At 56.2% G+C, this 12,607-nt stretch carries 13 protein-coding genes; 3 read left to right on the top strand and 10 right to left on the bottom strand.

The window, feature by feature from the left end; genetic code table 11:
* Positions 1-22 precede the first annotated feature (22 nt).
* The 9 genes from BUB60_RS11785 to BUB60_RS11750 all read right to left on the bottom strand — a co-directional run bounded on the left by BUB60_RS11785 (position 23) and on the right by BUB60_RS11750 (position 9,419).
* Positions 23-235: a hypothetical protein gene (locus BUB60_RS11785; RefSeq protein WP_073079224.1), complete on the bottom strand. Its 213-nt coding sequence runs from the start codon at positions 233-235 to the stop codon at positions 23-25.
* A gap of 107 nt (positions 236-342) precedes the next feature.
* Positions 343-1,599, bottom strand: coding sequence for a DEAD/DEAH box helicase (locus BUB60_RS11780; RefSeq protein ID WP_073079223.1), 1,257 nt, complete (start codon positions 1,597-1,599; stop codon positions 343-345).
* A 231-nt stretch (positions 1,600-1,830) separates the two neighbouring features.
* The gene (locus tag BUB60_RS11775) at positions 1,831-2,661 is read right to left on the bottom strand and encodes a hypothetical protein (protein WP_073079222.1); all 831 of its coding nucleotides are present in this window, start codon (positions 2,659-2,661) and stop codon (positions 1,831-1,833) included.
* Positions 2,662-2,705: 44 nt separating this feature from the next.
* Positions 2,706-2,876 (bottom strand): hypothetical protein, encoded by a 171-nt coding sequence (locus BUB60_RS20150; protein ID WP_159435398.1) that lies wholly within the window; start codon positions 2,874-2,876, stop codon positions 2,706-2,708.
* Between the two features lie 136 nt (positions 2,877-3,012).
* Positions 3,013-4,227 carry a [FeFe] hydrogenase H-cluster maturation GTPase HydF gene (gene hydF / locus BUB60_RS11770; protein WP_073079221.1) on the bottom strand — a complete coding sequence of 405 codons (1,215 nt, stop codon included), beginning with the start codon at positions 4,225-4,227 and terminating at the stop codon, positions 3,013-3,015.
* Between the two features lie 295 nt (positions 4,228-4,522).
* Complete coding sequence (gene hydG / locus BUB60_RS11765) at positions 4,523-5,941, bottom strand: [FeFe] hydrogenase H-cluster radical SAM maturase HydG (protein WP_073079220.1); 1,419 nt, start codon at positions 5,939-5,941, stop codon at positions 4,523-4,525.
* Complete coding sequence (gene hydE, locus BUB60_RS11760; protein ID WP_084726438.1) at positions 5,934-7,034, bottom strand: [FeFe] hydrogenase H-cluster radical SAM maturase HydE; 1,101 nt, start codon at positions 7,032-7,034, stop codon at positions 5,934-5,936. Before hydE ends, hydG begins: the two co-directional genes overlap by 8 nt.
* A 1-nt stretch (position 7,035) precedes the next feature.
* Complete coding sequence (locus BUB60_RS11755) at positions 7,036-7,299, bottom strand: TM1266 family iron-only hydrogenase system putative regulator (protein WP_073079219.1); 264 nt, start codon at positions 7,297-7,299, stop codon at positions 7,036-7,038.
* A gap of 224 nt (positions 7,300-7,523) precedes the next feature.
* Positions 7,524-9,419: a hypothetical protein gene (locus BUB60_RS11750; RefSeq protein ID WP_143162333.1), complete on the bottom strand. Its 1,896-nt coding sequence runs from the start codon at positions 9,417-9,419 to the stop codon at positions 7,524-7,526.
* Positions 9,420-9,652: 233 nt separating this feature from the next.
* Here BUB60_RS11750 and BUB60_RS11745 point away from each other — a divergent pair, with 233 nt between their 5' ends.
* From BUB60_RS11745 to BUB60_RS11735, 3 genes are all read left to right on the top strand, one after another.
* Positions 9,653-10,297 (top strand): hypothetical protein, encoded by a 645-nt coding sequence (locus tag BUB60_RS11745; RefSeq protein WP_073079214.1) that lies wholly within the window; start codon positions 9,653-9,655, stop codon positions 10,295-10,297.
* 110 nt (positions 10,298-10,407) lie between these two features.
* On the top strand, positions 10,408-10,983 hold the full coding sequence (locus tag BUB60_RS11740; protein WP_073079212.1) for a hypothetical protein: 576 nt from the start codon (positions 10,408-10,410) through the stop codon (positions 10,981-10,983).
* Positions 10,984-11,073: 90 nt separating this feature from the next.
* The gene (locus BUB60_RS11735) at positions 11,074-11,988 is read left to right on the top strand and encodes a bactofilin family protein (RefSeq protein WP_073079208.1); all 915 of its coding nucleotides are present in this window, start codon (positions 11,074-11,076) and stop codon (positions 11,986-11,988) included.
* Between the two features lie 57 nt (positions 11,989-12,045).
* On the opposite strand, the gene BUB60_RS11730 is transcribed toward BUB60_RS11735, so the two are convergent.
* Entirely contained in the window at positions 12,046-12,543 is a 498-nt protein-coding gene (locus tag BUB60_RS11730) for a GNAT family N-acetyltransferase (protein ID WP_073079206.1), read from the bottom strand.
* Positions 12,544-12,607: the final 64 nt, after the last annotated feature.

Raw genomic sequence — 12,607 nt, 5'->3', positions numbered from 1 at the left:
TTATTGCGGTATCGAAAGAACCTCAAAGCAATTCGAGCTTAGCGATAACTCTTTCAATCTTTTCCTGAGCATCAGGGCCGGTGGAGATCTTCAGAATATTCTCCAGGGTCATTTTCTTGGCCTGATGAAGCAAAAACGGATTCATTAATTCCGGGAAAAGCTTAGCGAAGATCATTTCTGCTCCGGGGTTTTTCAATACTTCACCGAACAAAATCTTATTGTTTTTTAAATCCATATACGCACTCCTTAACTCAACGAGCATCATTAAAAACAAATTTACTTCAAATGATGTTTGTTCGCATATATACAGCTGATTCCGCTCAGCGGCAGGACCGCATGGCCCTATTTGGATCTATTAGGCCGGAAGGTTGTTCGCGATACGCCTTTATTGCTTGTTTTGTAATGAACCCTTTTTGTGCGGGCGGCGGTCCTTTCATCTGACTGATTGGATTCTGGCGCCTCAACAAGCGGATAGGGCTGCTCTGTTATAACGGGAATGGTTTTACCGATAAGCTTTTCAATATCGACAAGCGACCTTTTTTCAAGGCTGTCACAAAAAGATATTGCCGTTCCGGCAAGTCCCGCTCTGCCGGTGCGGCCGATCCTGTGCACGTAATCCTCCGGCGAATCGGGAATGTTAAAATTAATGACATGTGACAGTTCGATAATATCGATTCCCCTGGCAACGATGTCTGTCGCGACCAAAAGCCGCGCCTGGCCCGATTTGAATTTTTCCAAAGCACGCAGGCGGGCGGACTGAGACTTATTGGCATGAATGACCTCGCAGGACTCGCCGGCAGCCCGAAGCGTTTCAGCCAGATTGTTTGCTCCGTGTTTTGTCTTTGTAAACACCAGGGCCGACACGATGCCGGTATTTTTGAGCAGATGGATCAGCAATTTGGTCTTGTTTGCTTTATTGACGAAATAGACAGACTGTTCGATGCTGTCGACTGTTGACGACACCGGCGTTACAGTCACCTTGACCGGATCTGTCAGAATCTTCTTCGTCAGCTTCTCAATTTCCGCAGGCATTGTTGCCGAAAAAAGCATTGTCTGCCTTTTATCAGGCAGCGCATCTATAATTTTCTCCACATCGCGCAAAAAGCCCATGTCCAGCATACGGTCGGCCTCGTCAAGGACAAAAAAGCCGATGTTGCTGAAATCAACGTATTTTTGATTCATAAGATCAATAAGCCGTCCCGGCGTGGCCACAAGGATATCGACGCCAAGCTTCAGCATCTGTATTTGCGGGTTTTGTGAAACACCGCCGTAGATGACGGTGTGCTTCAGACCGGCAAAGGCCCCGTAAGCGGTGAAGCTGTTGCCGATTTGCGCGGCAAGCTCCCTCGTCGGCGTCAGTATCAACGCTTTAAGTAACCGTGGCCTCTTAACAGCGGTTTTTTCCTGAGCTAGCCGCTGAATAAGCGGGATTGCAAATGCGGCTGTTTTCCCTGTCCCGGTCTGCGCGCAGCCGAGCAGGTCGCGGCCTTCAAGCAGCGGCGGTATTGCCGCGGCCTGGATAGGCGTCGGGGTCGTGTACCCCTCTTTGGCCAGGGCTTTTAAAATGGGTTCTGTAATTTTCAGGTCTTTAAAGGACATTAATTTTGTTTTCCCCTTAATCTTCACCATAAAGCACATAGAAGCAATAGGCATACTTTGTCATTTAATCGTCTATTTTTAAAGGGTGGACCACCCGTTAAAGAGCGTTCCACCCTATAATTTGCAAGTGCATTACGATGATATCCGTCATTGTATTATAATCAGCTTACACTAAAACAAACCATTTGTATATAGGTTTAAAGATATTATGTGGTTAGATACAAGTCTATATTATCGAAGACCGCTCGGATTACGGCTCTCACATGGGACATTTACCTGGCATTTACCACAACCATAACGAAAACGCTCACCCTCGCCGCAGCGCTGCGTTTCTTCCGTCGTTTGCAAAAACGATTTGCATGCGATATGATCCTTGCCCTCAGATACGCCCTTTAAAGGATCAATTGCAAAGCCGGGACAGTTTTTAGCGCAGGCCCCGCACATGATGCAATATTCAAATGGTGTTTTATATGCGCGCCGCGTGGGCCGGAGCGCAGCCTCCGTGACGACGCTCCCAAACCGTCCGGCCATACCTCTTTCGGTGATAAGTCCTTTTGAAAGGCCAAAGGTACCAAGCCCCGCGATGTAGGCAACATGGCGTTCCGACCAATTGCTGCAAAAAGGAGCAAGCATTTTAAACTTGCCGCTGTTTGATACTTGGACAGCGATAAATCCTTCTGCTTCAAGTGCATGGCAAACGGCATCACCGACAGCAAAATTGGTGTCCTGCCCTTCGATACGGGCCTGACGCCAGGCATCGTTCGGCTGTGTCATGCTTTCGCGGTTGCCTCTTCGGACTTCTGCGGTAAATGGCAAAAACCATGATATGACACTTTTTGCCGCAGGCAGGATGTCCTCGGGGAGCAGAGCCCCCGGACCGACGATACCGGGTTTGCGCAGCGTCTGAAACAGTGGATCATCGGCATCGGCAATACCGAAAATAGGATCGTCATAAAACCTCAACCCAATCAGAGCTTGGCTAACAGCATTATTCATGGTGACCCTGTTAATATCCTGCTTGAGCATAGCCGCCGTGATTTCCTGCAGCTTTTCAATGGTCATATGTATTTCCTCCCTGCGGGCTGTAGAGAGAGTTAATGAAAGAATTACCCGGCTAATTCTTCCTTCAGTTCGTCGATTTTCTCTTTAATGACGTGGTATCCTTCTCTCCATTTTTCAGCCGTTACAGTGTCGCCGCTGAGAACGGCTCTTTTAAAACCGGCTTTATACGCAAATGACTTGCTTACCAGGAGTCTGATTTTGCCCTCCGTCGTCATAAAAAACACGCCTCCTCAGTTTACATAAAGTAAGTATACCACAATACTGCAAATAATGCAAAAGAGGAGACCGCTCATACCCAAAAACACAACTGAACCATTGATCTCTTGTAAACCCCTGACCTCTTGAATACCTTCAAGAGGTCTCCCAGCCGAGCTCCGCCAGGATGCCCGGGAACACCTCCAGGCTCCGCTTCAAAATCCCCTGCATGTAAGCGATGATGATGCCGTAATTCGTGATCGGCACGTTCTGGTCTACGGCGCATTTCTGGCGGTAGCTGACCTCCCGCTCGTTCAGCATGCAGCCGCCGCAGTGGACAACCAGCTTGTATTTCGACAAATCGTCGTAAAACTCGGTGCCGGAGGTGAATTCAAAGTTCAGGTCCTTTCCCGTGTGGTTTTTGATCCACCGGGGCAGCTTGACGCGGCCGATGTCGTCGCACTGGCGATGGTGGGTGCAGCCCTCGGACAGGAGCACCGTGTCGCCGTCCCGCAGCGTGTCCAGCGCCGCCGCGCCCCTGACCGCCGCGCGCAGGAGCCCCTTATACCGGGCGAACAGGATGGAAAAGGACGTGAGCAGGACGTCCCGAGGCGTATCGGCGGAGACCTTGGCAAAGACCTGGCTGTCGGTAATGACGAGCTTCGGCTTTTTGCCCAGCTGCTGAAGCGTCTCCCTGAGCTCGTATTCCTTGACGACGATGGCCGCGGCGTCCGCTTCCAGAATGTCGCGGATTGTCTGCTGCTGGGGGAGGATGAGCCGCCCCTTCGGCGCGGCCTTGTCGATAGGCGTGACCAGGACAACGAAATCAGAGGGACTGATGAGGTCCCCGACGAGCCGGAGCTTGGTGTCCTCCGACGGCGCCAGCGCCGAGAGCCTCTCCCTCAGCGCCTCGATGTTCGTCCCCTTCAGCGCGCTGACGTATATCTCATTGAACGCCGGCGCCGCGTCCTCCGCCAGCAGGTCGGCCTTGTTGTAGACGACGAGGTAATTGATCTTCTTGTCCTCAAAAAGCCGGATGAGCTCGGTGTCGGCTGCCGTTTTTCCGAGCGCCGCGTCGACCACGAGCACGGCCACGTCCGTCTTGTTGAGCACCTGCTTCGTCCTCCTGACCCGGAGCGCGCCCAGCTGCCCCTCGTCGTCGATGCCCGGCGTGTCGATGATCATCACCGGCCCCAGCGGCAAGAGCTCCATTGCCTTGTATACGGGGTCCGTCGTCGTCCCCTTCACGTCGGAAACCACCGCCAGGTCCTGCCCCGTCACCGCGTTGACGACGCTGGACTTCCCCGCGTTGCGCCGCCCGAAAAACCCGATATGCACCCGGTCCGCCGACGGCGTGTCGTTGAGTCCCATAATGTCACCTCTTTGGAATTTATAGTTTATGGCATTTTCAACCCGTTCCCGTAAGTGCGGCGGTGGATACGGGGATAAGTACCAGGCGCGCTGAAGCCGCTTCCTACGAGGCCGGAGCCCGGCGAACGAAGAGACGTGGATTCCCGCCTGCGCGGGAATGACACGGAACGCGAGTACAGCCCCGGATTCAGCCGGGCCCAGGGCGCAGCCCGCGGGGTCCGGGGCACAGCCCCGAATTCAAAGGGGTCATAGGGGCGCAGCCCCTATACCTTTTATTGGGCGGGTGGGCGGGATTTTAAAATCTGAAGTCACGGGCGCCGCTTTTGATATCTTCTAAATTCTGTAGCGCCCGGGCTTTGATCTTTTCGTTGGGCACCTTTTGGATTTCGGCTTTGATGAGCGCCTCGCCGGGCTGCCGTGTTTTGCGGGAGGCGTAATCCATGAGATATTCCTCCAGCGTCATGAGGGCGTTGGGATGGCAGAAGTTTAAAATCTGGCCGCTTTTGCAGAAGGCCATGAACCGATCGCCCGTCCGGCCCTCCCGGTAGCAGGCCGTGCAGAAGCTGGGGATGAAGCCGAGCTCCATGAGCCAGCGGACGACCTCGTCCAGCGTGCGCTTGTCGGAAACGTCGAACTGCTCGGTTTTCTCGTCCTCCGGCTCCGGCTCGCAGTACCCGCCGACGCTGGTGCGGGACCCGCCGCTGATCTGGGAGATGCCGAGGCCCAGGACGCGCTCGCGGGTCTCCTTGCTCTCCCTCGTGGAGATGATCATGCCGGTGTACGGCACGGCGATGCGGATGCAGGCCACGATCTTGGCAAAGGTGTCGTCGTCGATGCCGTTATCGAAGGCGGCGGGGTCGATATCGTCGGCGTGCTTGACGCGGGGGACACTGATGGTGTGCGGTCCGACGCCGAAGGCGGCCTCCAGATGCTCGGCGTGCATCAGCTGGGCGGCAAACTCGTAGCGGTACAGCTCCAGGCCGTAGAGAACGCCGAGGCCCACGTCGTCGATGCCGCCCTGCATGGCCCTGTCCATGGCCTCGGTGTGCCAGGCGTAGTCGTGCTTCGGGCCTGTGGGATGGAGCTTTTCGTAGCTCTCCTTGTGGTACGTTTCCTGAAACAGGACGTAGGTGCCGATGCCGGCCTCCCTGAGCTTTTTGTAGTTTTCCACCGTGGTTGCCGCGATATTGACGTTGACGCGGCGAATGGCCCCGTTTTTGTGCTTGACGCCGTAAATCGTTTTGATCGACTCGAGGATGTATTCGATGGGATTGTTGACGGGGTCCTCTCCGGCCTCGATGGCCAGGCGCTTGTGGCCCATATCCTGCAGCGCCGCGACCTCGGCGGCGATCTCCTCCTGGGTCAGCTTTTTTCGGGGAATGTGCTTGTTTTTGGCGTGGTAGGGGCAGTAGACGCAGCCGTTGACGCAGTAGTTGGAAAGATAGAGCGGCGCGAAGATCACGATGCGGTTGCCGTAAAAATCCTCCTTGATCTGCTTGGCCAGCGCGAAAATCTCCTCGTTTTTCCCGGGGATATCGCATTCCAGGAGGACGGACGCCTCCCGGTGGGTGAGTCCCTTCCGTTCCCTGGCCTTGGCGAGGATATCGCCGATGAGCGCGGCGTTGGACTTGTTCGCTGCGGCGTAGGCCAGCGTGTCCAGCACCTCCTGGTGGTCGATGAATTCCTCGGCTTTCATGGATTTTGGATTATACATGCGCGTTTACCTCTTTCTTTCGGGTCAGATGCTTCTTCGCCGTTAGTTTTTCAGGATCCTTTTTATAATCGCCGCGCGCCGTGACGAGGGTGTACCCGGTGCTGTCGATGCGCCTTTTCAGGCATTGGACGCACTCGGCCGCCTCGTCGCCGGTGCAGATTTTGTTGTCGTAGAGCAGATATTTTTTCCGTACGCCGGTGGGCGAGAGGTTCGGCATCACCACGTTGGCGCCCGCCAGCAGCCCTTTTTCGCGCCCCAGCGGGTGAATCGTCCCCAGCGCCGTCGTCGCCGGGAGCAGGACGCCGGGGAGCATGAGCCGGAGAACGCCCAGAAGGAAGAGCGTCAGCTCCATCGTCCCCGCCGCCTCGCCCCGAAAGGGCGTGTCATGGTGCGGGATGAACGGCCCGATGCCCACCATTTCGGGGTCCAGCTCTCTGCAGAACAGCAGGTCGTCGATGATATCCCCGATCATCTGATACGGCGAGCCCACCATGAACCCGCAGCCCACCTGGTAGCCCAGCGCTTTCAGGTCATAGAGGCAGCGCTTTCTGTTGGACAGCGACAGCTCAGGCGGGTGCAGCCTTTTGTAGTGGCCGTCATTGGCCGTCTCGTGACGGAGAAGGTAGCGGTCGGCCCCGGCCTCCCGAAACGCCTTGTACGTCTCATAGCTCTTTTCGCCGATGGAGAGCGTGACGGCGCAGTCCGGGTGTTTTTCCTTGACGGCGCGGACGATGGCGCACATGCGCGCGTCCGTATAATACGGGTCCTCCCCGCCCTGGAGGACGAAGGTCCGAAAGCCCAGCGCGTACCCCTTATCGCAGCAGTCCAGGATCTGCGCCTCCGTGAGGCGGTAACGCTCGGCGCCATCGTTTGACCGCCGGATGCCGCAGTAATAGCAGTCGTTTTTGCAGTAATTCGTGAACTCGATGAGGCCGCGCATATACACGTCTTTCCCGTAGACGCCCTCCCGGACCTCCCTGGCCCGGGCAAAGAGATACGACGCGGCGTCCTCGTCCCTGTTTTCAAGGAGCGCCCTGAATTTCTCCCGGCTGAGGACCCTGTCCCGCCGGAGCTTGTCGATCAAAGCTTTCATATCATTCTTCCGGCTTTGTGACGACGTTTGAATACGCCGTTTTGGCGCTGACACCGGGGAGCCTGCCGATTTTTCCGGACATCGCGCTGATGACGTCCTGGGGGGCGTCCACGGCGATGCTGATGACGTTGATTTTTTTTGCCCGGTACGGGATGCCCATCCGGCCGATGATATACGCCCCGTATTCGTGCAGGACGGCGTTCAGCTGCTCGACGGCGTCCATGTTTTCAACGATGATGCCGACGACGGCAACGCGTGTTTCCATACGTTTTAACCTCCGAGTTAAAAATAAAAAATGCGCCGTGAAAGGCGCATTTCGACCATACGTGCGTTATGGACATGCGGGCTTCCACTTCAGATGACTCTTCGTGTCAGGCGGCGGACTGGCTTTGCCGGAAGAAGCTCTTGCGGCTCAGCTTATTATTGACCGTATTTTATCATATCGCTTGTTAAACATCAAGCGAATATTGTTACAAATTTAACAGCGGGTTATGAATTGTCCGGCAGCAGCTTATAAACCTCCAGCGTGGCGTCCAGGAACTTATCGAGGGCTTCCGGCGCCAGTTCTCCCGTGTTGATCCCGTAGCGCAGGCGCGTCAGATAGCGGAACCACTCGGAGGCGTCCTCGGAGGTGATGCTCCAGCCGGTCTGGACATTCATGCTCGTCCAGATGAGATTGCAGCGCGTGTTGACCTCCTGCAGCGTCCGTTTTTTGGACGGTACCCGCTCCAGGTCCTCGGCCATGCCGATGATCATCCTGACTTTTCCGGTATTTCCAGTCTCCATAACAGCCACACTATTCTTGATAATGGGGCTCGGCTTCTGATTTTGGGGCGTCTCGACCGCCGTGGGCAGCGGGATGTCGGGCCGTTTTTTATCCTTCCGGGCCGTTTTTTCCTTGGGGAGGGGCTTTTTGTCCCGTTGTGCCGTCCTTTCCAGGGCGGCCGGCTTTTTGTCCGGCGCGGCCGGCGGGACAAACTCCGGGAGCGCGTCGAACGGCGCGGCTGTCTTTTTCGGCGGGGCTTTGCCGGTGGCCGGCGCCTTCTTTTCCGGGACAGGCTCGGGGGCTTTGGCCGGTGTCTTCGGCTTCTTCGGGGCAGGCTCCGGGATCTTGGCCAGCAATTCCAGCTCCGCCGGGTCGGGCTCCAGGACGACGGTCAGCATCTGCGGCTTCTCCTGGACAGGCATCAGGCTCGCGGCCGCCGCTTTCGGTTCCACCAGGGCGGGCTCCGGGACTATGGCCGGTGCCTCCGGCTCTGCCGGGATGGGTTCCGGAATTACGGCCGCCGCCGGCTCCGCCGGGATGGGTTCCGGGATTACGGCCGCCGGCTCCGGCTCTGCCGGGACAGGTTCCGGGACTATGGCCGCCGGCTCCGGCGCCGCCGGGACGGGTTCCGGGATTACGGCCGCCGGCTCCGGCTCCGCCGGGGCGGGCTCCGGGATTTCATCGGCCGGGGCGGAGTCTCTTTTCGCCGAATATTTCATCCGCACGCGGGTGTTCCCGCCGAGCTGAATGTAAAAGCCCTTTTCGAGCATTTGGTCGAATTCCAGGTCGAGGATGGCCTTGAAGCCGGCGGGGACATAGACGATACCGGGCTGCGCGCCGTACTTGCGCCTGATCATTTCAATATCGTCATCGGCGGGCGGCTCGAGACCCGACATGGCCCGCAGCACAAGACCGGCCATCTGGTCCCGGACACATTCCCCGCCCTTCAGGGGATTTTTGGCATTGACATCCTTCGTCAGTGTCCTCACCACGGGGACGATGGCGTTGACTGCCGCTTTCATAATGGTGCCCGACTGCGGCAGGAACGGGACGGAGCCGACCTCTGTTTTGGGCAGGTCGGCGGGCTGGAAGCCCAGGGCCGCCGCCGTCGAGGTAAAGACCAGGTCGTAATAGAGCTTTCTGGCCTTGTGCAGGCCGGCGTCCGCCGCCGCGCCGCCATAAACAAAGGTCATTTTTGAAACGGCGTAAGCCTGCATCCGCAGCAGGTTGATCCACTGGTTGATCGCCACGCCTGTTTTGTATTCGGTGATGCGCCTGAAAAGCGCCTGCCCCAGCCGGTCCTGGGCCGTCATATTCCTGACCCAGAGCTCCTCCAGGCCGGCGCCTTCCGAGGCGCAGATATCGTCGATCACGCAGTCCAGGACAATTTTGTCAAAATCCGCGTTTAAAAGGGCTTTACAGTACGGGTGGCAGCTTTGCAGGTACGCCTTCAGATGGGCGGCCTTGCCGAAAAAATCGTCGTTTCTCTTGTAAACGCCGACGCATTGCTCCCTGAAATAGGGCAGATCAAACGCCGCAAAGCGGATGAGCGACTCGCCCAGCTGCAGTTCATGAACGGCATCGCTGCCCGGCACGGAAAATGATAGAATGTCTTTCATGTCACGCCCCATTTCACACCGCAGATTTTCGCCGTCTTCCACGGAAAAGCGGCAGGATTCGTCCTTGTCCGACGATAGTCGCAATTCCCGCCGCGGTGGATTCATCATAGCATACGGCATATGAGTTTTCAAGAAATTCATTATTGTCTTTTAATAAAAGCAGGGGTATAATTTTTCAAACAATATTCGCTAAATTTCGACACGACAGATATTTGAAAAGGCTGGTTTGACGCATGACAATTCCGAATGAATCTGAAGTCACAGTGCAGCTGAGCGATATGATCCTGAAAGCCGGCGCCAATCTTTTTAAAGCCACAAAGTACCTTTACGCCCTCACCTCCGAAAGCTACTATCACTGCGATATCAAGGACTTTTTCAAGGTGATCCTGAACAACATTTTCAACGCCGACGTGCTGAGCGCTTTTCAGATCAGTATCGACGGCGACGCGTGCGTGCCGCTGAACACGCGGGAATATTTCAGCATCTTCCCGCTCATCATCTACAGCTTTGCCGCCAGGCTGCCCGTCCTGTGCAACGTCAGATCAGGCAGCGGCGGCCTGACCGTCAGGCAGACCGACGCGATTTACAGCGCCGTGCTGGAGCGCGGCATATCGAATACCGGCGGCGCCGTGGCGGAAAGCTATGAGAGCGTGATGGCGTCCGTCCGGCGCGGCAAGGGCGTTCCCCCGTACAGCGCCGAGTGGTTCCGGACCTATATCTACACCTCCGTCCCGGAGCTGGCGGATATCTCCAACAGGAACCTTTATTTCACCGGTGCGGCGGACGTTCTTTTCCCGCTTTATTATTTATGCCTAGAAAAGGAATTTGAAACACGCCTGAATACGTTAATAGCCTCAAATAAACCTGTCGCCCCATGATTGACTTTTTCCAGCCGCCACTATATAATAGACTTCGAGTTTGTACCTTAAAAATCGACAAAATGCGCCGGTTTGAGCCTATGAACAACCCGTTTGGAGTGAGATGAAGGATGTATTTTGGAAGCGTCAGGTTTTTCCGCCACCTAATCCTTACGGTGCTGGTGCTTATCCTTGTCGTGCCCACGTTCTTTGCAATTCGCCTCGGCATAAAATATCACGAGTCCGCCGGCAAGCTGGCGGCGGTCCAGGAAGTCGTCAGCAAGTACGACGCCTCCGGGCAGGATGAATTGGTCGGGCATCTTTCAGAACTCCTCAACAGTTCCTTTGACAAACAAATACCGACTTTTCAGCAGCAGGTCGACAGTTCGATGAACGCGCAGCTCAACGCCCTGCACACGCAGATTAACGGCGATATAAAAAATCAGCTCTCCGCGGTCCAGAAGACGATGGACAAATCGCTGTCCGACCAGGAGAAGTCGTTAAGCGGCCAGCAGGCCAGGACGCAGCAGCAGCTGACAAGCCTTATTAAAAGCCAGACCGCGGCAATAGAGCAGCAATTCAACAAAAAGCTGGATGAACAGACATCCGAAATCATCAAACAGATGAACGAAACTCTGAGCCGGGAGTTCGCGCTGCTGGAGCAGCAGGGCAGCCCGCAGCCCGGAGCGGAAGGCGGCAACGGCTAGGACTACATACCGTATCAGGCATTTCTGGCTGTGAACCGGACGATGGCTTGTCACGCGGCAGTCATCATCATTCAGAACAGGAGAACTCATATGGGGCTGAAAGAAAATTTTAATCAGGCAATGAGGGAATTGCTCAACAAAGGCGGTCTTGTGGGGTCCGAGATGGAGGAAAAGGCAAAGGCCAAGTCGGACCTTGATTCCTATCTGGAACCTCCGGCGCCGGTGACGGCCGAACCGGCTGCCCACAGCGGCGGCGCTCCGGAAGGCGAACCCGCCGGCACTCCCGGCAATACCTACGGCGGCACGTATGGCAGCACGTACACCGGCACATACGGCAGCGCGCCCGGCAGCCCCTCCGGCAACGTGCCGTTTGACCAGGACTCGTCGAAGATCACCATGAGCGTATCCGAAACCGACTGGCAGAACCCGCCGTATGAGGAGCACACCTCCTTCAGGCCCACGCCTTCCGGTTTCTCCCAGTCGCAGGACGGCGAATTCGGCCGGATGTTCCGTCAGGCCGAGGAAATGACGATTATTTCCAAAAGCACGATGATCGTCGGCGATATCAGAACGCTGGCCAACATCACCATCGAGGGCAATGTCCGGGGTAAGGTCGACGCCCTGAAGGACGCCAGCATCCGGGGGATGCTGATCGGCGACCTGACGTGCAACAACACCGATATCCGCGGCTCGTCCATCCAGGGCAACGTCTCCACAAAGGGCAGCACGTACATCGACAGCGATTCCATCCTGCTCGGCGACGTCCAGGCCCAGTTCGCCAGCATTGACGGCAAGGTCAAGGGCAATATCGACATTAGCAGCAAGGTCGAGCTTCGGCACAACGCCATCGTGGCGGGCAATATCAACACCAACACGATTTCGATCGAGGACGGCGCCAATATCCGGGGCTTCGTCAACACCACCTTCCTGAAAGAGCACGGCGACAGCGCCTTCCCGAAACAGGTTATCATCGACGCCGACAGCGCCGGGGAAAACCCCGTATAATAGTGAAACCAGAGGACGATGCCCTCTGGTTTATTGTTTATTGTTTTCCGGCCCGGATCAGCCCAGAATTTTCTGATAGATCACATTGTCGAGGATCTTTCCGAACTTTGTGCCCACTTCCCTGAGGTGGGCACATTTTTCATACCCGTTTTTTTCAAAGAGCCGCACACTGTCCTCGTTGTCGCCGCTGATGGACGCCAGCAGCACGTGAAAGCCCTGTTCCGCGCTGAACCTTTCGATGTGCTTCAAAGCCATGCCGCCGATGCCTCTGCCGCGGCAGCCGTTTTTCAGGTAGATGCCGATCTCGGCGGTGTCGCCGTAAGCCTCCCGCGCCTTGAACTGCCGCACGGACACGTAACCGCAAAGCTCGCCGTCCGTTTTGATGACGTACGTCCTGTACCGCCTGTCCCCGGAAAAAACCAGCGGGCGCATCTCGGCGGGTTCCAGCGGGTGATAATGCCATGTGGCCGTCGAGTTCAGGACGTAATAATTATAGATGTCGAGCACGTCCTTTAAGTGTTCTTCCCGGATTTCTTCAATGGCCACATTCTGCATCTGCCGTCTCCACCTGTCCCCAGCGTTTCATACAATTATACTCTTTAATCGAAAAATGGCAACC

Origin of the sequence: Sporobacter termitidis DSM 10068 (assembly GCF_900130065.1) — a bacterium.
Taxonomy (GTDB): Bacteria; Bacillota; Clostridia; order Oscillospirales; family Oscillospiraceae; genus Sporobacter; species Sporobacter termitidis.
This window is presented reverse-complemented; position numbering and strand designations above follow the sequence as displayed.